The following is a 19,170-nucleotide window of genomic DNA, read 5'->3' as shown; positions in this document are numbered from 1 at the left end:
GGAATAGGGAATAGGGAATAGGGAATAGGGAATAGGGAATAGGGAATAGGGAATAGGGAATAGGGAATAGGGAATAGGGAATAGGGAATAGGGACTGAATTCTTTCCAATGCCCAATGCCCAATGCCCAATGCCCAATGCCCTATTCCCAATGATTCAGTTCCGGGATTTAGTAATAGATTTTTCCGCCTCCCCACTTAGTGCCAACGATTTTGGGTTCTAAGAGAATATGACCAGCGATCGCTTCCAAGTCATCATCCGTCAGATTTCGCATTACTGTGAAAATATCTGCACTTTTGATACTGGGGTGTATTTCCGAAATCTCTTCTTCCCCGTCGTAAGTAGTCGGATTTTTCAGGTAATCCACCAAGCCTTCAACATTGTTACGGTTGGGTGTTGCCAGTGCCAGATCCTCTGGAGTGAGTCCCACGTTCTGGTTTGTCTTGGTAACTCCACCAGCATGACATTGGGCGCAAGCGTTATTAAATAAGCGTTTGCCTTCTTTGACTTGTTTAAGGCTGAGTACGACGGTATCACCTTGAGTATTTAATGGCACTGTTCGGGTAGCTTTGTCCAGTTCCACTGCTGTCGCGTTACCGACAATCAACTGAAACGAGAGTAAAACAGTAGCCACAACAACGCCAATTAGTTTTCTAAACATGTTTCCCCTTAAAAATTTTGACGCTCAACACAGCTAAGAACGCGATTCTCAATCTCCAAGCTGCTAATTGCTAATGACTCATTATTTTTTGTCATTAGCTATCAGTGATTAGCCAAAGCCGAGATAACCCTTTAGGTGACTTCGCGATCACCCATTGAGTCGCTAGTACCTTTTGGGCGTATTTCAGACGATATTTGGGAAATAATTGCCTTTGCATCTTCTAACGCCAAACGGGTCTTTTGGTGTTTGTAGGCGATTCCCAGTTGGTTGCACAGAGAAAACACTTCTTCTACAGGAATGCTGTAGTCGGCTGCTATCTCTGCGATTGATAGGTCTGCAAAACCCATAATGCTTGTTAACTGATAGATAGAGATTGAGTCGCTGTAATACCAATATCACGTTAGGAGTGCAATTTGTTGCCCAAAATACTGTTTGGGGATCGGGAGTGGGGAGTGGGGAATGGGGAATGGGGAATGGGGGGAGAAATAACTAATGCCCAATGCCCAATGCCGGTTAACCTTTTCCTCCCGTGAAGGTGACGCTTTGAATAAAGTAACGATTAAAAAAGGCGTAAATACCTAAAGCTGGCAGAGTGAAGACCATAGAAGCCGCCATAATGTAGTTCCAATAGCTGATGTATTGACCTTTGAAGGTGTTCAGCCCTAAAGGGAGGGTAAACATTTCTGGGTCAAATAGGATAACTAGAGGCAGTAAAAAATTATTCCAACTCCCCATGAACACAAAAACTGCCTGCGCTGCTAGTGCTGGTTTTGCTAAAGGTAAGACAATATATCGGAAAATTCCCAAGGTATTTAAGCCATCTAGTTGAGCCGCTTCTTCTAGTTCTTTAGGAAAATTAACAAAAAACTGCCGCATCATAAAGATAAAAGTGGCATTGACCATGCTAGGGACAATCATGCCTTGGTAAGAATTCAGCCAGCCGATCGCTTTTAAAATCAAAAATGTGGGAATTAGGGTGATTTGCGCGGGTACTGCTAGTACAGCCAAAATTAGGAAGAACCAAAAGCGTTTACCCACAAAGCGCAGTCTTGCCAAGGCATAACCAGTCATTGAGTTTAACAACAAGTTTAAAAGAGTGACGCTGATGGCGATCGCTACACTGTTGAACAACCAGCGCCAAAATAGCGGTTCTTGGAGAAAGATTTGCCTGTAGTTATCCAGAGTAAAATTCTTGGGGAGAAAGTTGGGTTCACCACTGACAATCTCTGATAGCGGCTTAAATGATGCTGACAGTGCCCAGAGAAAGGGTATTAGGGTAATAATCCCATAGAGTGTCAGCAAGACGTATAACAGGGCTTTGAGCCAGGATAAGCCAGAGATTTTAGTCAAATGTGTTCGCCTCCGAAAAGTCGTCGCTGAATCAAAGTGATGGCAATGATCACTGCTGCTAACAAAAATGCGATCGCAGCTGCATATCCCATTTGTAAATTCCGAAACACAGCTTGGTAAATTAGCAGCACCACAGTTAAAGTAGCGTTATTTGGCCCGCCAGTACCGCCAGAAAAGATGTAAGACTGGTCAAAAAGTTGAAAAGTCCCAATCACCCCTACTGCTACCACAAAGAAGGTTACAGGCTTCAGCAAGGGGAGAGTAATATAAATAAATTGCTGCCATCCATTTGCCCCATCAAGTTCCGCCGCCTCATAAAGTGTTTGGGGGATATCTTGCAACGCCGCCAGATAAATCACCATAAAAAACGGCGCAGTTGACCAAATGTTCATGATCATAATGCCTTTGAGCGCAACTGCCGGATCGCCCAACCAGTTATAAGTAGGTAGCCCGACAAAAGCCAGAAAATCGTTTAGTAGCCCATCAGTGTTATAAATCCACATGAAGATCAGCGTCAGCACTGCTGAAGAAGTGACTGTGGGTAAAAAGTAGAGGATGCGCCACCAGTTTTTACCGCCAATCCCAGAATTTAGAGTTACCGCCAGAATTAAAGCCAGGATAGTTTGAGTTGGTACAACAATAGCGACATACTCTGCTGTGTTTCTTAAAGCAATCCAAACCCTTTCATCTTCAGCTAATCGCGTGAAGTTCCGAAAACCGATGAACTCGTACTCAATACCGCCAAGCAGTTGAACTTTTTGCAAGGAAAGAAAAACGGCGTAGAGAATGGGTAAGACTACAAAAGTTCCCAAAACTAGAATAGTGGGCATCATGAACATATACCCAGCCAAGTCTTCGGTGAGATTCCACCTAGGGTTACTCCGCCGCCTGTTGATTTCAAACACTACTGAACCTCCATCTAATCTCGCACTAACCCGGCTGTAGCGATCGGTATTTTATTTGGAAGTCTCTTAGAGGCTGTTTGAAAAGTCTTAAAGTATACTAAAAATCTATCTCCAAACTTCTCTCGGAAAGGTCAAAAGGTTTTGAATCTTACTCCCCTTCCCTACAAGGGAAGGGGCTGGGGGTTAGGTTTGCGAAGCTTTGATGTTACCAAAAATACTTTTCAAACATCCTCTTAAATGAGTCTCTATCTTGGGAAAGTGTAGATCAAAGCAGCGAGTCAAAAGACATCGGTTGTGTGAGTTAGCAGGATATGTGATTTAGGGAACTATATATTTAGCTTCCTTGGGGATGCTAATTAAGCTAACTCAACCAATAGGATACAAAATGTCATATACAGCCTACTTACGTTCGATTAAAAGTGAACTTCAGAGAACTGGTAAAACTCAAAAAAGCCTACGGGTCAAAACTATCATAGAACAGTTTGGCTACCAGCGTAGAAGTCAATCATTCATAAATGATTTTAATACTGCTCTTGATGAATTGGGGCTTTGTACAAATCCTCAGTTGGATTTACATATTCCATTAGAGACAAAAATAGCTATTTCTATTAAAGGTGTAGAACCAACAAATCAAGTTGCTGAATCTCAATCAATTTCAGCCAAGCTAAAAGAGGCAATTTCAGTCAAACATGATTTTTTCTACTACTTATTTGATTTTGGCTCTGAACAAGAATATGAAAGATTCCAAGCGTGTTTAGATTCTCACCAGCCAGTAGGTATTTTTTTGATTCCACAAGTAGAAGATTTCTTCTGTGATATTGTTGTCAAAATATTTAATTATGAATTAATTAGAAAATATCAGTATGGAGGTTATAATAGTATACCCAAAGCTGCTGCTAGGAAAATTCCTACAAGTATTGCCTCAGACTCAGACCAAGATTGTAAAGATGAACAAGAAAATCCTATCTCTGATGCTGGTATTTTTCAGTTTTATCGCTCAACTATGACCAGCATTATACTTGGTAATACTGGTTTAGAGTTGCTTGATTCTGAAAAATTCGACCAGCAGTTTGAACAGATATCTCTATATGCGAATAAATATAATTCTGAACAGTTCTTTATTTTATTTCATTGCCCATCGGCATTAGAAATCCAAGCTCATCAGCAAGAAGATGCTTTAGGATATTTGGTAGATAGAGTTGCCAGTAAAATTCCTTTTACTTTTACTCTCAGATGTAAATATCCAAATCAAGCCTCTATTGAACATAAAGAGGAAATATCCGCCCATTTTCGTCTACTCCTGGAACTTCCATATTACGAAATAGAGGAAGATGATGCATCTTTGCAAAATTACTTTCTCGAATTACAAAAAGCTCAAATACAGGCTGAATCTCAGTTATTATTGAAGATGAAAGCTGAACATTTTTATGCTCTGAAGTGGCAACAGGAAAGTAAAGAATATCTCTATCTCAAATATTTTGCTATTAAAACGTTAGAAACTCTAGGATATGGATTGTCTAATATCGGCTGTGAAGTTGAGTTGACTTCCAGGGATGAGGAAACAATAGATGAAGATACATCAGATTATGATGGAGAGTACCAAAGTGAAATCATACAAGTCTATGTAAAAAACCAGGTAGTGGTTGAGATAGAAACTCTCAAATATCAAGAATTTCAGGATAATAATCTCTTTTTAGATTCAATTAAAAGAGTTTTGAGAAAATCAAAAGTATGGCCAAATCAACTAGAAAGTCTTTGGTTGGTAATTCCCGGTTTTGAAATTGCACGCAACTATTACCAACTGAAAAAAGCTAAGGAAATATTAGAATATAAGTTTTCTGGATATTATGGCGATCGCTTCCAGGTTATAATCATGGCTCCTGATTATGAAAAACACCAATTAGTCCCAGTATCATTTGACTCTATCGACTATCCATCTTTTGAGTATGTGGCTCAAAAACCTAGTTTAGCACAAGCATATCCAATTACTAACCATATCAAAGAAGTTAAGCTTGACTTTAGCCAAGTCAAAGGGCTAAATGAAGAAAAAGAAAAACTAACTAGACTCCTGAAGCTGCAATCTAAAGGATACAATAGTTCAATTGGTGGAATTCTTTTCTATGGCTTACCGGGATGCGGTAAAACTCTACTAGCAAATGCCTTTGCTAATGAGTCTGGGAGATATTTCTTTAAGTTCTCTCCTGCTGATATTGTCAGTGTTTGGATAGGGCAAAGTCAAAAAAATATTCGAGATATCTTTGCTCAAGCTAAGAAAAAATCTCCTTCACTTTTATTTATTGATGAGTTAGACAGTATTGGGTTTAATCGGAATGAAGACAACGCACACACAGACCAAAAGGCAACCATCAACCAATTACTCATAGAACTAAATAATCTTCAAAATAGTGATGTAATTGTCATTGCTGCCACTAATTATTTGAGTGGTATTGATAGTGCGTTGAAACGTTCTGGTAGATTGGATTGGAAGATTCCTATTTTCCCACCGTCTCAACTAGAAAGAACAGATTTATTCAAACACTACCTTTCAAAAATTGATATAAATCAACTAGTTATTTTTGAAGTTTTGGCGGATAAAAGTACGAGATTTACTTCATCAGATATTGAGTTGGTTTGTCGGGAAGTTAGAAATGCTATTCTTCTAGAAGAAATTAGTTCGGATTTAACAACTTCAGATGTGATTACTTACATCAATAATCTGCAAGATGGCGGCTTAAGTCTTAATGAAGAACAAGTCAAGGAATTTTTGGAAGAGTGTAAGAGAATGAGTGTAAAGAATCCTAAGTTAGAAACTCTGAAATTAGAATGGGGACTGTATTAGCAATAGGCTAAGGGACTGACAAGAAATAAATTATCCAAATAAACGAACCACAGAGGCACAGAGAACACAGAGGAATAAGAGGAGAGAGTTTTTTTGCCAGTTTTTTGAGTATTTTTTTATCTTTCCTCCCACTCCGCAAATTTTATCGCTACCTAGAGATCAATTAGCATTACCTTCGACACGATTCAAAAATTCGCCCAAGACTTGCAAGAATCTTTCTGTCTCTTCGAGATGAGGCATATGTGAACTGTTTTCAAATAGTACCCACTCGGAGCCAGAAATACCCTTGTGAACTGTTTCAACACAAGCGGGCGTAACCTCATCGTAGCGACCTGAAAGCAGCAGTGTAGGTACAATAATTTCACTGAGGCGGTCTTCAATATTCCAGTCGATGATTTTGCCAGCACCCCGAAATTCTGTACCAACTTTGCTGTAGGCTCTAGTTAAGCTACTGGGCCAAGGGTCTATTCGGCAAAGAAAAGAATGATTGAATACCTCCATTGCCTGTTTGTATTCGGCATCTTGAGTAGTACCATCGGCTTCGTGCTTACGAATAACCTGTTGTACTTCCATTGGTAACTCATTCATCAGGTTATAAGCTTCAGTTACAAATTGTCGAATGCTAGAAGGCGTGCTAGCTAGAACGAGACTGACTAACCCAGTCGGTTGGGAAAGGGCGTGTTCTAGTGCCAAACAACCGCCCCATGATTGCCCAAAAAGATTAATTTGGTCTAAATTTAAGGCACTGCGGACGGCGAAGAGTTCTTCTTTGAACAAATCTATGGAATATAAATTGGGGTCTGTGGGGCGATCGCTATTTCCACACCCTAATTGATCGTAAAATATAACTCGTCTTCCCGTTGTGGCGATCGCTTCTAATGGTTCTAAGTAGTCATGGGGTACTCCTGGGCCTCCGTGAAGACACAGCAGGGGTAGCTTTTTAGAATCTTCTTGGTCTGGTTTGACAATGCGATACCATACCTGATGACCACGAAATGAGATAAAACCTTCAATGGCAGAAGTTACAGTCATGGAGTTAGTTTTTTACTACTCAAACAAATATACTCAATTACGCGATCGCCTTTTTAACTAGCGATCGCTTTTTATCGTGGATAATTTTGTTAAACTTTCGGCTTAATTAACCTTCGGGACACAGCGATACATAGCCGTCTCCTTCCCGTTCAATAATGCCAGTAAGTTGTTTTGTTTGCTTCATTATGTATCTTTATTTGAGATAGAGTTATCAATTTCGATTTTAAGTCATTGCTCAATTAGATCCCCAGAACCCCGACTTTTCAAAAAAGTCGGGGTTCTGGTACCTCATAGCAGATGTAGTTCATGGGAAATAGCGGTAAATATCCTTCGGTGAAGCACCCGCACAAAGGTAACTGTATCCCCTACAACCATAAAGCCTACGCGGTAATCACCAACCCGAATGCGATATGTACTATCAGCGTCTTTGAGCTTTTTGAGATTACTTATTTCATCCAGACTGAAATAGCTGTGAATCTCATCAAACACAAGAAATTTAACAGACTCGAATACTGGGGTACTTTTCAACGCCTTGAGGTCTTTGATAAAACTAGGCATATACTCGCAATTCATAGTTGTTCAAGTTCCTCAAGAGCCTCATTCCTGTTTAAAGGTGTTTCGCCCTTAACTGCTTGCATCGCTCGATAAAGTCCTTCGTCTTCAATCGCATCTAATAAGCGCTGATATTCCTCAAACTCTAGGACTACTTTGAGAACTTGACCTTGTTTATCCGTAATTAACTCCTGAACAAACGGATATTCTTCAGCTTTCATATATGACCTAAAGTTATTGTTTAATATCTACTATAAAGAGCGATACTCTCACTTCTTCTCGAAAATAAATCCTGTGACTTCCTTTGCTTCTAATTTGAATAAAGCCTACATCTAATAAAAGTTTTTCAGCTTCTGTTGCAGTCAAACGTGGCAGCTTAGGCAACTTTTACCTCCAAGGTTATTGTGAATGTTTCCTTGTTCTGAAGCGCCTGTTTTTCTGAATTTGACAAGGTTTCTATATAAAGCTCAACTGCTTCTTTGATATTTGCCTGTACTTCTTCTAGGGAATCACCTTGAGATTGACAACCAGGAAGTTCAGGACAATAAGCATAATATCCATATTCATCTTTTTCGATAACAATGCTAACTTTATACGACATATCAAAGTTACCTTTACTCGTTCAATAACTATTATCACCTCTCATCCCTCTCCTGATATCTTGCACCAGGCGACTGGAAGTCGCGGCTACACGAGGCTTTACCCGCACTTCGACAAGCTCAGTGACCACCTGCGCGGGTTGAAAACCTTGATTTTGTATTAGTCCGCGTAGGCGGACGAGAGTTTGTATAGCCGCGATTTCTAATCGCCAGGGCTAGGTGCAAGATATGAGTCTCTCGTTAGGAAGCATCAGAACGAGAGAATCAAGGTTTACCGATGAGTTGGTTACAAAAACCGTAACCACAACTGCAACCTTAAACCTCAACCGTAAAATCAACATAAAGTTTCAGCAATATTACTGGCGACAATTAAATAATTTACTAATAATCGGAATTGATGCCGACGGGATAGGGCTGTAAATAATCACTGATTGAGGCTGTGAGGCTAAAGAATGAAGAGGAGTGCAAAGTCTCAACGAGTTTGTTGGCGGTTTCTACCAAAATTGACCCGTTACAGTTTAACTTTGTTGCTGAGTGCGGTTTTGCTTGCTGATGCTGTGGGGGCGACACCGAGAAACCGAGGGTTGCAGATAGCACAGCAGCCAGAAACCACTCAACAAGGTCAATTATCAATACTTCGACTCCGCTCAGTATAAACCATTGGTAGTCAACCATGAAATTATCAGTCTACCTTCCGCCTCCACCATTGCCATTCTCAGGAAACAAATCAAAGGGCGGATAAAAGCACCGAAAACCCTCGCCATCCTTGCAGACCTAGTGTTTAGCGCTAACGATGAGCGATTTACTGGTAAATCCTCCAATGTTGCTAATAATAACATTGACCAGCAAGTAGAAAACTCTGCCCTGAAGCGGTCTATGAGAAACATCAACCGCAGCGAAATTCAAAGACTCGAAGTGCTCTCCAAAGGTCGAATTACCCCCCTTAATCCCCCCTTTACAAGGCAGGGCTGATTCATTCCCCAAAAGACCTTAATTTACAAGCGTATCAGTCAAAAAAATCAGGTTTTTAAACACTCTAATTGGGTCAAAAACCAGGCGATCGCACTTAAATTTACCGATTGAAACAGTAATTTTTCGATTACCAACTCACTAAATTTTCTGGTTGATACTCTTGACAAAATTCTGATCTGAACGAATGAAACAGCCCTGCCTTTACAAGGGGGGAGATCGGAAAATCCAGTTCCCTCCCCTTTACAAGGGGAGGGTTAGGGAGGGCTAAAACCTATGCTTTGTAGTAAAGAAAGACAAAATTTATTAGGAGTGATTTTTCATGAAAAGCATATTTACATCCAGACAGTTTATTTTTCCCTGCATAGCCACAATTGGGGCAGGAATTTTGGGGATTTGGGCTTCAGTCTCAGCCGAACCACAAACCCCACCCAAGTTTACCAAGGTTGAAAATCCCGGAGAATTTAAACTAGAAGGAAAAGGGGAGCCTTCGGTGCTAAATCAGAAAGAAAAACTCCCCGGAAGACGAGCAATTATTGGTTCAGATGACCGTATTCCCATGACTAGCAGAGACTACCCTTGGTCAGCTATTGGTAAAATCGAGGGGGTAGGTGCTGACGGTGGCGGTTACAGTTGCACGGGAACGTTGATTGCTGAAGACGTGGTTTTGACAAATGCTCACTGTGTCCTCAGTCCCGGAGCGCCATTCCTCCCCGACAAGCTTGGCCGAAGTCGGGGAATACTGGCGCGACCCGTTAAAATATGACTATAGTCATGACTACGGTTATTATGAAATCAATTTCTAAAAGTAAACTCAAATCTCAACTTCTTGAGTTCTTACGACTTGTAGAGTCAGAAGGAGAAGAAATTATAGTTACCGATCGCGGTAAGCCAGTCGTGAAAATTTCCAAATACGCACAAACACCTTCAACAGAGGAGTTATTTGGGGAGATGCGCGGTAAAGTGAAGTACTTTGAGGATTTAACTACACCAACCATTGAGGAATGGGCGCAATTGTGAAGATAGTCCTTGACACTTGTGCCCTAATCTGGTGGAGTTTAGATCCAGCCAGACTTTCTGAACAAGCCAAAGAAGCGTGTAACTACATGGAAAGGGATAAAAATGGTCTTGTCCCGTCCATAGCTATATGGGAAATTGCGATAAAAATCAAAAATAAAAAACTAGATTTAGGAGTCAGTCTTAACGAGTACGTAGTAACGCTGAAAAAGTCTAGTACCGTTCAGATTGTACCCATTGATGAAAATATTTGGATGGAAAGCGTCAATTTAGAATGGGGTCATCGAGATCCAGTAGATCGAGTTGTTGTCGCACTAGCCAGAAGTCATCAAGCTGCAATAATTACAGCCGATAAAGAGATCGCAAATTTCTACTCAAAAGTGATTTGGTAGAGGTAAGAAAGATTACTTACTCCATCGCCTTAATCTGCTGATTCGCATCATTCTGCCCTCGCGCGATCGCCTGCTTTAATGGTTGTTGTCCCAATAAGGCGCTGACAAACTGATTATCAAAGTTACTGACGATCGCACTTGGATACTGACCTACCTGCCAAGGTGTAGCATAATTAACACCCGCCACTAATGGCGATCGCAACGGGTCTTGATCGTAGCCCAAATTCTTTGCCACTGATTTACGTGTTGGCAAAGCAAACCCTGTTCCTGTCCACTTCTGCATCCCTTCTTTACCTGTGAGATAAGAAATCAACTCCCAAGCTTCGGCTTTGTGTTGTGCTTGCTTATTCATCACGTAGGCAACGGTAAAGACCATCGTACCTTTTTTGTCATTAATAGTAGGCACTTGTGCGGTAGCAAACTCTACTTGAGGAAAGGTTTCAGCTAGATAGGGAATTGCCCAGTTACCCTCAATCACCATTGCCACTTTATTTTGACCAAACATTTCACTACCTGAGTTTGTCCCCACATCCGATTTTTGAGCAGAGGAGCGGTCTTTTTGATACTGGTCTACCACTAACTCTAAACCCTGTAAACCTGCTGCACTGGCAAAGGTAGCATAACCTTTTTGATCAACGAGTTGCCCACCAAAGGCTTTAATTTTATAAGCCTGACGCGCCAATTCTGGAATTTCCCCAAAGCCGTATTTGTTAAGTTTGCCTGTCAATTGTTTCGAGTAGTTACGTAATTCCTCCCAAGTAGCTGGCGGATTACTCAAGCCGGCGGCGACGAAGGCTTTTTTGTTATAAAACAGAGCCAGGGTGGAATAGTCTTTGGGAAGACCATAAATCTGGTTCTGATATTTAAAACTGTCGAGTAGGTTATCCTCGAAGTCTACTAGGTCAAATTTGGGGGTGATGTAAGCATCTAACGGTTCCAAGACGTTTTTACTCATCAAAAAAGGAGCTTCCAGCGCATCCAGATAAAAGACATCAGGCGCGGCTTCCCCAACTAAACGAGTTTTAATTACATCCATGTATTGGTCGGAGATTACCTCATATTTGACCTTAATAGTTGGATGTTGTGCTTCAAAGTCTTGTAGAACTTGTCTCAAGAGTTTTTGCTCAATCGGGGAGCCTCCCCAACCACTGAGTTTAATGGTGACTGCGGTAGATGCTAACGGTTTGCTTGGTAATTGTAGATTTTGACAAGCAATAATAGCGATCGCAATAGCGATTGCCAATCCCAAAAAATTAAACAACCTTTTTTTGCTCACAGACAGATAACCATTCGTAGGTCTCACTTCACTTATATCTTGTGTTCTTAAGGAGTGAGATTTTACTTAGGGACTGACAAATAAAAAAATACTCAACTACTTCTTGTGGGGTGGGCAACATGAGCGCCAATAGCCAAAGGCGGGTAAGATAGCCACCGCACAAGATTGGATGATTTATTTGTTCCAAGTCCCTTATTTGAAATTTTTGTTGAAAAATGCAAGCTAGAATAACAAAAACTTATCAAGAATGCTTATGAAAGCATACTGAGTTCCTCTGCAACCGAATTTATCCAGGGTACTTCACCCATAAACATAGATTATGGATTCTGTTCAGGTTGAAACAACTGCGCCAAAAACTCTGGAATTTACCCAGATTGCCTCACCACTAACAGCAATCTCTCCAAACTCTCGAATTCCCAAGGATAGTATTCGTACTAGTTTAAAAGCTTCCACTGCGGATTCTGTCTTAGCATCGGTTTACTCTCTTGGAACTAGCGGGATTTTACTCAGCAATTTCTTGGTGGAATTGGGTGCTAGTCCAGTGGTATTTGGGATGCTGTCTTCTATCCCCATGTTAGTCAATCTTGTTCAGCCGTTGGGTGCTTACTTGTCTGAACGCAGCACCAGCCGTTTTCAATATTCGCTTCGGACACATGGAATTGGTCGGCTGCTATGGCTGGTTCTAGTAATCAGTATTTTAGGCGTAAGCTTGGGAGTGATTAATACTCAGCAGTTAGTGATATTGACACTCTTGATTGTCCTATTCAGCAATCTTTTGGGAGGACTAGGAACCGCATCGTGGCTAAGTTGGGTAGCAATGATAGTTCCTCGACGATTAAGAGGTAGGTATTTTGGGATACGCAATAGTGCTGCTAACCTCACCACTTTGATTTGCGTACCAATAGCTGGCCTAGCTGTATCACATTGGTATGGGGGATCTCTACAAGGTTATGGGGTAGTCTTACTGGTAAGTATTGTGTTTGGGATTGTGGGATTGGGGTGTCAATATTTCCAGGTGGATATGAATCCCCAATCACAAAACACTTATTATGGCAAGTTAACTCAAACAAGTGAGATTCAGTCAGAGGTTGCAAAAAATGAATCTGAAGTACTTCAAGCAATTCATTTGCCACAAGACCAATTAATTAACAGTATTTGGAAAAACTCTAACTTTTTGATATTTCTGCTGTATTTCAGCTTTTGGACGCTTGCTGTTAACCTCAGCGCTCCTTTTTTTAACCTCTACATGCTGGACACGCTGGATTTAGATGTAAGTTACGTGACTATCTACAACAGCCTTCAAGCGGGAGCGACTTTGCTAATGCTTATTCTCTGGGGAAAATTAGCAGACAAGATAGGCAATCGTCCCATCCTGATCTGTATTGGGATTTTGGTTGCAGCTACACCACTCCTCTGGCTGGGGATTGGCGCTAATCGCCTTGACATCTGGTTGTGGCTACCTCTGTTACACATCTTGGCTGGAGGTACTTGGGCCGCCATTGACTTGTGTAGCAATAATATACAATTAGCGATCGCACCAATTAAAAATCAGTCTATCTATTTTGCGATCGCAGCTGCCGTTGCTGGAGTGAGTGGTGCTTTGGGCACAACTATAGGCAGCTTTCTTCTCCAATTTGCTCAGTCTGGAGGCTTGCTGGGCTTGTTCGCCCTCTCTAGTCTATTCAGATTAGTAGCCCTTGTTCCACTCATGTTTCTCCAAGAGCCAAGGAGAGGATGAGGAGGATGAGGAGGATGAGGAGGATGAATAAATAGTAGTTGACTACCTCTACTCCCTCTACTCCCCCTACTCCCTCATCTCCCCCTGCTCTATTCTGCGGCGGTAGAAGTCAAAGACATTGTTTCCCATAACACCATGTGAGGTGTTGTTAATACAGGCTGGTGTAGGGCAATCAGTTGGGCTAGGGTGTTCTTTAATTGGGTACGAGGTACTATATCATCAACAAAACCGTGCAGGAGTAAATCTTCAGCAGTCTGAAAATTTTCGGGCAGTTTTTCCCGTAGGGTTTGCTCGATCACTCGCCGACCGGCAAAACCAATGGTTGCTTTGGGTTCTGCCAAAATGATATCGCCCAACATGGCAAAACTAGCGGTAACGCCGCCCGTTGTGGGGTTGGTCAAAATGGGAATATATAATAGTCGCGCGTCTTTATGGCGCTGTAGGGCTGCGGAGATTTTCGCCATCTGCATCAGGGAGAGCATTCCTTCTTGCATTCTCGCGCCACCGGAGGTGCAGACGATAATTACAGGATACCGCCGTTGAGTGGCTTGCTCAATCATGCGGGTAAGTTTTTCTCCGACAACCGAACCCATGCTACCACCCATGAAGCGAAAGTCCATAACTCCAAGGGCAACAGGTAAGCCATTGATTTGACCCAAGCCAGTGTTAACCGCGTCTATTAAGCCAATTTTCTCTTGTGTTTCTCGTAGGCGATCGCTGTAGAGTTTGCGATCGCGAAATTCTAGCGGGTCGGTTGGACGCAAATGCTCGTCCATCGGTTTCCAGGTATTATGATCTATCAATTGACGGATGCGCTCATCACTGTCTACCCGATTGTGATGACCACATTCGACACAAACCATCTGATTGGCTTTCAAGTCTTTTGTATATGCCAATACGCCACACTTAGAACATTTGTGCCAAAGACCATCAGCAATTTCACGTTCTTGGCGATCGAGGCTGGTAGATCCTGATTTCCGTCGATTTGCAAACCAATCAAATAGAGACTTTAAACCGCGTGATTCTTCGTTGTTAGCCATTTTTTATTTTATTTTAAGTGGGCATGAGGTCGAAAACATATCAAACCGTATTGGGTTGTCATTAGTCATTTGTCTTTATTAATGACCCTTCGGGTGATGGCTAACGCCAGTTACTTATGGGGAAACCCCCTTGGCGGTAGCCTCTCCCTTTGGGAGAAGACCGTACTAACTCACTAATGACAACATCGTTAAACTACGTTTTTAAGCAATTCAGACCTTAATTTTCATCTGTGGTTGCCAGCTTAACGAAAATACTTATGCCAATACAAGTCTCTTGCTCTTTTTTTCAGCAGACTTAATTATATGGACGTACTGACAAAGCCATGAAAATACCAACCTCCAAATAAGATGCTCTCGCCCTCCCACCCAAATCAATTATTCGTATTGCTAGATTCTGAGCAATCAGCATATTTTGCATTAGTTGTACTTGCCAACGGTTAATCGTCGTTAAGAGGGTAATACAAGTCACAAGCTGAATATTATCAAAATGTGAAGGGCAGATGGGGTAATGCTGGTTACAGTCACGAATTATAAATATTTCTTATGTAAGGGTATGGGCATTGGAAAGAGGTGGAGGGGAAAACTCTGCTCCCTTGCTTCTTCTCCCTCACTCCCCACTTTAATTCAAGATGCTGGAAAAAATATCCGCAGGTAGCTAGATAAAATGGCTTCGCCACTAAACAGGGTAATAAGAGATCCTAAAGCCAGAAAAGGGCCAAAAGGCATCTTTTGTCCTAACGTTTGTCGCGATCTCTCTTGATTCGCGGCTTCTCTACGAGACGATTTGCGAATGCGTGTGTGCATAATAACACCACTGCCAATTAACGCTCCCAGCGCACAGGCGATAAAACTAGCTAAGAGCAAATATTTCCAGCCTAACCAGGCTCCCATCATGGCTGCTAACTTCGCGTCACCCGCACCCATTGCAGCTTTACCAAAGGCAATTGAACCCAATAGAGCGATCGCATCAAACAGCCATAAACCCAATACTGCGCCAACTATCGCCATCATGAGATAATTTACCAATGCTACAGAGCTAGCGTCTGGTAAAAAACCAACCACCATTTGAAACAAAATCCCTACCACTAAACCCGACTGAGTAAGTACATTGGGTAGGGTCATTGTATCTAAGTCGATGAGCGATAGTGCCAATAACCAACTACAAAAAGCCCAATAGCCTATTGTTAAAATCGAAACTTGAAATACCAAAAAAATTAGTAAAAAAATTATGCCCGTTAACCCTTCTACCACAGGATAACGGACAGAAATTTTGCTTTTGCAATATCGACACCGCCCTCTTAAGGAAATCCAGCCGAATACTGGTACATTGTCGTAAGCTTTTAGCTGGTTTAAGCATTTAGGACAACGAGAAGGCGGCCAAAGAATTGACAACCCAGCAGGTAGCCGATAAACAATAACATTGAGAAAACTGCCAATAGATGCACCCAAAGCAAAGACCATTACACTCGCCGGGACGGCGAACAAAATGTCCATACAGTCGTTTGTCCTTTCTCATTAGTCCTATGTCATTTGTCGTTCATCTTTTGTCCTTTGTCGAGAACTAATTACCAATGACAGATGACTAATGACCAATGACTAATATATATGGGATTCAATTTGACTCAAGGGCACAAAACACTCTTGAGGTAATAGAACTGGTTGGTTAGTAAAAATAACCTTACCTCGATGATTCATTCGATTAATTGCTACACCGGAGGGTTGCCCAGCTATTTCGGGATGTACTTCACAGTGAGTGTAGTAAATCTGCCCAGCAGCTCTGATTACGGCGGGATCAATCAGAGGTGACTGGTTTTTTGGGGCGGTAAAATTTGCTTGTGCTTGTCGTAATGCGTACACTATCGACTGTTATTTGATTGCTAGATTTCACTCTAGTCTACCCGAAACTTCTAGCAAAGGTTGCCAAATTGCCCAGTTTGCTCTAGAAAATTATTTTTGTTCAATAGCCTTAATCAGTGAGTCTCCCATAGCGCGGCAACCAAGGAGATTTTTGCCTGGAGAAATTATATCTCCCGTGCGATCGCCCTGCTCTAAAACTTGCAATACGGCTTCTTCGATACGATCTGCCGCTTTTGGTTGGTTTAAACCGTAGCGTAACATCATCGCCGCACTCAAAACCTGTGCTAAAGGATTTGCCCGATCAAGTCCGGCGATATCTGGGGCCGAACCGTGGACTGGTTCAAACACACCAGGTCCAGAAGCGCCCAAACTAGCCGACGGTAACATCCCAATACTACCTGTGAGCATGGCAGCAGCATCAGAGAGAATATCGCCAAACAAATTGCCTGTGACGATGGTATCGAATTGCTTGGGAGCGCGTACCAACTGCATAGCAGCATTATCTACATATAGATGAGAGAGTTCAATATCTGGATATTCCGTACTAAGTTGGGTGATGCGATCGCGCCACAACTGAGATACTTCTAATACGTTCGCCTTATCCACCGAACAAAGTTTCCCACCGCGTTTTCTAGCAGCCTCAAAAGCCACCCGCCCAATACGTTCAATTTCCGATTCGGTGTAAACCATTGTATTTACACCGCGTTTTTCACCAGTTTCTGTAGCAAAAATCCCTTTAGGTTTCCCGAAGTAAATTCCACCAGTGAGTTCACGCACCACCATAATATCCACACCTTCGACGATTTCGCGTTTCAAAGTCGAGGCATCGATTAGCTGGGGCAAAATTTTCGCTGGGCGCAAATTGGCAAATAATCCCAAACCCGCACGTAGTCCTAACAAACCTGCTTCTGGGCGTAAATTAGATGGTAGGGAATCCCACTTATAACCACCAATTGCGGCGAGTAATACAGCATCACTATTACGGCAAGTCTCTAGAGTCGCAGATGGTAGGGGTTCACCTGTAGCGTCAATTGCTGCACCACCGATCAGGGCTTCTTGGAATTCAAACTTTAGATCAAATTGCTTCCCTACGACTTTCAGCACATCTACCGCCACTGCCATAATTTCAGGGCCAATGCCATCGCCGGGGAGTAGAGTAATGCGGTAGTTCTGTGTCATAGCTGGTTATTAATAGGTAAATGCTTGCAGTTAAATATCATACCGATCAAGATGTACCGATGGAGTTTTTAATTTATCTAAACACTCGGTAAGCGTAAAACTCAGTTTTGATGATCAGACACAAGAACGGATTCGTTTGGAAGCTGAGGCGGTACGGCTGATTTTGGCTAATTGTCAAACAGGTGAATGGCAAATGCTTGTAAGTGAAGCCATTGATAGCGAACTTAAACGTACTCCAGACATTGATAGAAAACGAGAGGTGAAGCTTTGGACTGCTTCTGTAATTATCAAAATAAGTTTAACTGAACAGGTTAAATCCCGTGCAAGAGAACTGAATGAATTAGGGTTTAAGAATTATGATGCTTTGCATATCGCTTGTGCAGAAGTGGGAAATGCGGATATTCTTCTAACCACTGATGATAGGATGTTGCGTTTGGCAGCAAGATGCAGGAACTTGTTACAAGTAAGAGTAGAAAACCCGCTTGATTGGGTAATGGAGGTGACAGATGATAGACGTGACTAAACTTTCTCAGGCTGAGATTAGGCGACTGGGAATAGAAGCCCTGACTAAGGCTCTTGGACCTGCTGGAATGGCGCGATTTATGCAGCAATTTGAGATGGGTAGTGGAGATTACACGCGAGATAGGGATCAAATATTAGGAGATATCACTCTTGAGGAAATCTTCGTAAGTATTGAGGAGGGACGACAACAGCCTTAAATAAAGGTTAAATTCTACTCAGTACTTATTAGTTAGCGCATCTATGCAACTTTGGACACCCAATCAACCCCTCAAAAACGGCAGATTCATCGTTCAAAAAGTCCTTGGTGGTGGTGGCTTTGGTGTCACCTATAGCGCACACAGTTAGCAAAATACTAATTAAAAAGTAGATCCGGTATATGCCTTACCTACTTTTTTATGTCGCCAATTTTATGAAAGCCAGTTTCAATTGCTGAAAATTGGTATAATTAAGTAAATTTGTATCAAATAAAGCAATCACACTTTACCTGCCAAGTTCATCAACTGTTTTAAGTTCACAAGATAAATGATGTTGTTGGCAGTGTCAATTTTGATCCACCCTTTTTCATGGAGCTTTTCTATGATTTTGGTGGTTTCTTCAACGCCGATTTCTGTCACCTCGGCTAAATCTTTGAAGGGGATGTTAAAAATTTCTCTTCCTAGGTTCGATTCTTGACCATAGTTTTCGCCTAAAGTGACTAGGGTATGGGCGAGTTTGACTGCCGGTGGTGAAGACCGCATTTGTAAGCGCTGGTTAATTTGCCGCAATCGTCGCACCATCAGTTGCAACATCCGGTGATGTAACTGCGGGTCTTTAAACAATATTTGAATAAAACGCTCTCTGGAAATACTAAGCAACTTTACAGGTGAAAGGGCAATGACATCGGTTGAACGTGGAGATTCATCCAAAATTGCCATTTCTCCAAAAAAATCGCCACGGCCAAAAATTGCCAGAGCTACTGAATCTTCCCCGACGGTACGCCGGACCTTGACCCAACCAGAAACCACGAAGTAAACGGCGTTACCCCAGGCATCTTCCATCACAACAGCTCGCCCAGATGGGTATTCATGTTCAATTGCAACGTTGAGTAGCCATTCCAAAGTTTGTGGATTGGCTGTACTCATTAAGGGAAAAAGCTCACTAAAAACCTCAGTTAGCATGAAATATTTGCAAAAAATGGATTCAAGAGCGGGAAACTAACTTTGCTACTATAAGTTTATTTAAACCGTAATCTTACTCAGAATAC

General features: G+C 41.9%; 25 protein-coding genes. 10 read left to right on the top strand and 15 right to left on the bottom strand.

Annotated elements, in window-relative coordinates:
• Positions 1-168: 168 nt before the first annotated feature.
• The 4 genes from psbV to V7K97_RS23215 all read right to left on the bottom strand — a co-directional run bounded on the left by psbV (position 169) and on the right by V7K97_RS23215 (position 2,915).
• Positions 169-660, bottom strand: a complete 492-nt coding sequence (psbV, locus tag V7K97_RS23230; protein WP_334803346.1) for a photosystem II cytochrome c-550 — start codon at positions 658-660, stop codon at positions 169-171.
• Between the two features lie 131 nt (positions 661-791).
• Positions 792-1,007, bottom strand: a complete 216-nt coding sequence (locus V7K97_RS23225) for a hypothetical protein (protein WP_334803344.1) — start codon at positions 1,005-1,007, stop codon at positions 792-794.
• 166 nt (positions 1,008-1,173) lie between these two features.
• Positions 1,174-2,010, bottom strand: a complete 837-nt coding sequence (locus V7K97_RS23220) for a carbohydrate ABC transporter permease (RefSeq protein ID WP_334803343.1) — start codon at positions 2,008-2,010, stop codon at positions 1,174-1,176.
• Positions 2,007-2,915, bottom strand: coding sequence for a carbohydrate ABC transporter permease (locus V7K97_RS23215; RefSeq protein WP_334803342.1), 909 nt, complete (start codon positions 2,913-2,915; stop codon positions 2,007-2,009). Before V7K97_RS23215 ends, V7K97_RS23220 begins: the two co-directional genes overlap by 4 nt.
• A 565-nt stretch (positions 2,916-3,480) precedes the next feature.
• Here V7K97_RS23215 and V7K97_RS23210 point away from each other — a divergent pair.
• Positions 3,481-5,754 carry an ATP-binding protein gene (locus tag V7K97_RS23210; RefSeq protein ID WP_334803341.1) on the top strand — a complete coding sequence of 758 codons (2,274 nt, stop codon included), beginning with the start codon at positions 3,481-3,483 and terminating at the stop codon, positions 5,752-5,754.
• Positions 5,755-5,913: 159 nt separating this feature from the next.
• On the opposite strand, the gene V7K97_RS23205 is transcribed toward V7K97_RS23210, so the two are convergent.
• The 5 genes from V7K97_RS23205 to V7K97_RS23185 all read right to left on the bottom strand — a co-directional run bounded on the left by V7K97_RS23205 (position 5,914) and on the right by V7K97_RS23185 (position 7,939).
• Positions 5,914-6,786 carry a proline iminopeptidase-family hydrolase gene (locus tag V7K97_RS23205; RefSeq protein ID WP_334803340.1) on the bottom strand — a complete coding sequence of 291 codons (873 nt, stop codon included), beginning with the start codon at positions 6,784-6,786 and terminating at the stop codon, positions 5,914-5,916.
• Positions 6,787-7,074: 288 nt separating this feature from the next.
• Positions 7,075-7,359 carry a type II toxin-antitoxin system RelE family toxin gene (locus V7K97_RS23200; protein WP_334803339.1) on the bottom strand — a complete coding sequence of 95 codons (285 nt, stop codon included), beginning with the start codon at positions 7,357-7,359 and terminating at the stop codon, positions 7,075-7,077.
• Positions 7,356-7,559 carry a hypothetical protein gene (locus V7K97_RS23195; protein ID WP_334803338.1) on the bottom strand — a complete coding sequence of 68 codons (204 nt, stop codon included), beginning with the start codon at positions 7,557-7,559 and terminating at the stop codon, positions 7,356-7,358. The genes V7K97_RS23200 and V7K97_RS23195 overlap by 4 nt, the downstream gene beginning before the upstream one ends.
• Before the next feature lie 13 nt (positions 7,560-7,572).
• Positions 7,573-7,722 carry a type II toxin-antitoxin system HicA family toxin gene (locus V7K97_RS23190; RefSeq protein ID WP_334803337.1) on the bottom strand — a complete coding sequence of 50 codons (150 nt, stop codon included), beginning with the start codon at positions 7,720-7,722 and terminating at the stop codon, positions 7,573-7,575.
• Positions 7,715-7,939 carry a type II toxin-antitoxin system HicB family antitoxin gene (locus V7K97_RS23185; protein ID WP_190935193.1) on the bottom strand — a complete coding sequence of 75 codons (225 nt, stop codon included), beginning with the start codon at positions 7,937-7,939 and terminating at the stop codon, positions 7,715-7,717. Before V7K97_RS23185 ends, V7K97_RS23190 begins: the two co-directional genes overlap by 8 nt.
• 226 nt (positions 7,940-8,165) lie before the next feature.
• Between V7K97_RS23185 and V7K97_RS23180 the strand changes: the two genes are divergently transcribed.
• The 6 genes from V7K97_RS23180 (at position 8,166) to V7K97_RS23155 (ending at position 10,315) form a co-directional block, all read left to right on the top strand.
• A complete protein-coding gene (locus V7K97_RS23180; RefSeq protein WP_334803336.1) occupies positions 8,166-8,357 on the top strand; it encodes a hypothetical protein in 192 nt (63 codons plus the stop codon).
• Positions 8,358-8,389: 32 nt separating this feature from the next.
• Positions 8,390-8,593, top strand: a complete 204-nt coding sequence (locus V7K97_RS23175; RefSeq protein WP_334803335.1) for a hypothetical protein — start codon at positions 8,390-8,392, stop codon at positions 8,591-8,593.
• 4 nt (positions 8,594-8,597) lie between these two features.
• The gene (locus tag V7K97_RS23170) at positions 8,598-8,909 is read left to right on the top strand and encodes a hypothetical protein (protein WP_334803334.1); all 312 of its coding nucleotides are present in this window, start codon (positions 8,598-8,600) and stop codon (positions 8,907-8,909) included.
• Positions 8,910-9,228: 319 nt separating this feature from the next.
• Complete coding sequence (locus tag V7K97_RS23165) at positions 9,229-9,672, top strand: trypsin-like serine protease (RefSeq protein WP_334803333.1); 444 nt, start codon at positions 9,229-9,231, stop codon at positions 9,670-9,672.
• Between the two features lie 23 nt (positions 9,673-9,695).
• Positions 9,696-9,926, top strand: a complete 231-nt coding sequence (locus tag V7K97_RS23160; protein WP_334803332.1) for a type II toxin-antitoxin system Phd/YefM family antitoxin — start codon at positions 9,696-9,698, stop codon at positions 9,924-9,926.
• On the top strand, positions 9,923-10,315 hold the full coding sequence (locus tag V7K97_RS23155; protein ID WP_334803331.1) for a type II toxin-antitoxin system VapC family toxin: 393 nt from the start codon (positions 9,923-9,925) through the stop codon (positions 10,313-10,315). Before V7K97_RS23160 ends, V7K97_RS23155 begins: the two co-directional genes overlap by 4 nt.
• Positions 10,316-10,331: 16 nt before the next feature.
• Here V7K97_RS23155 and V7K97_RS23150 read toward each other — a convergent pair whose 3' ends face one another.
• A complete protein-coding gene (locus V7K97_RS23150; protein ID WP_334803349.1) occupies positions 10,332-11,552 on the bottom strand; it encodes an ABC transporter substrate-binding protein in 1,221 nt (406 codons plus the stop codon).
• A gap of 358 nt (positions 11,553-11,910) precedes the next feature.
• Here V7K97_RS23150 and V7K97_RS23145 point away from each other — a divergent pair, with 358 nt between their 5' ends.
• Positions 11,911-13,329 carry an MFS transporter gene (locus V7K97_RS23145; RefSeq protein ID WP_334803330.1) on the top strand — a complete coding sequence of 473 codons (1,419 nt, stop codon included), beginning with the start codon at positions 11,911-11,913 and terminating at the stop codon, positions 13,327-13,329.
• A gap of 89 nt (positions 13,330-13,418) precedes the next feature.
• Here the strand turns inward: V7K97_RS23145 and accD are convergent, their stop codons facing one another.
• The 4 genes from accD to leuB all read right to left on the bottom strand — a co-directional run bounded on the left by accD (position 13,419) and on the right by leuB (position 17,405).
• Positions 13,419-14,369, bottom strand: a complete 951-nt coding sequence (gene accD, locus V7K97_RS23140; protein WP_334803329.1) for an acetyl-CoA carboxylase, carboxyltransferase subunit beta — start codon at positions 14,367-14,369, stop codon at positions 13,419-13,421.
• A gap of 624 nt (positions 14,370-14,993) precedes the next feature.
• Positions 14,994-15,863, bottom strand: coding sequence for a prepilin peptidase (locus tag V7K97_RS23135; protein WP_334803328.1), 870 nt, complete (start codon positions 15,861-15,863; stop codon positions 14,994-14,996).
• Positions 15,864-15,965: 102 nt separating this feature from the next.
• On the bottom strand, positions 15,966-16,226 hold the full coding sequence (locus tag V7K97_RS23130; RefSeq protein ID WP_334803327.1) for a hypothetical protein: 261 nt from the start codon (positions 16,224-16,226) through the stop codon (positions 15,966-15,968).
• Between the two features lie 90 nt (positions 16,227-16,316).
• Positions 16,317-17,405 (bottom strand): 3-isopropylmalate dehydrogenase, encoded by a 1,089-nt coding sequence (gene leuB, locus V7K97_RS23125; protein WP_334803326.1) that lies wholly within the window; start codon positions 17,403-17,405, stop codon positions 16,317-16,319.
• 136 nt (positions 17,406-17,541) lie between these two features.
• Between leuB and V7K97_RS23120 the strand changes: the two genes are divergently transcribed.
• Complete coding sequence (locus V7K97_RS23120) at positions 17,542-17,928, top strand: PIN domain-containing protein (protein WP_334803325.1); 387 nt, start codon at positions 17,542-17,544, stop codon at positions 17,926-17,928.
• A complete protein-coding gene (locus V7K97_RS23115) occupies positions 17,912-18,124 on the top strand; it encodes a hypothetical protein (RefSeq protein ID WP_334803324.1) in 213 nt (70 codons plus the stop codon). The genes V7K97_RS23120 and V7K97_RS23115 overlap by 17 nt, the downstream gene beginning before the upstream one ends.
• Positions 18,125-18,400: 276 nt before the next feature.
• On the opposite strand, the gene V7K97_RS23105 is transcribed toward V7K97_RS23115, so the two are convergent.
• Positions 18,401-19,084, bottom strand: a complete 684-nt coding sequence (locus tag V7K97_RS23105; protein ID WP_334803323.1) for a Crp/Fnr family transcriptional regulator — start codon at positions 19,082-19,084, stop codon at positions 18,401-18,403.
• Positions 19,085-19,170: the final 86 nt, after the last annotated feature.

It is taken from the genome of Nostoc sp., from assembly GCF_036917815.1.
Classification (GTDB): Bacteria; Cyanobacteriota; Cyanobacteriia; order Cyanobacteriales; family Nostocaceae; genus Nostoc.
The sequence above is the reverse complement of the archived record's forward strand: the minus strand, read 5'-3'. Positions and strand labels throughout refer to the sequence as shown.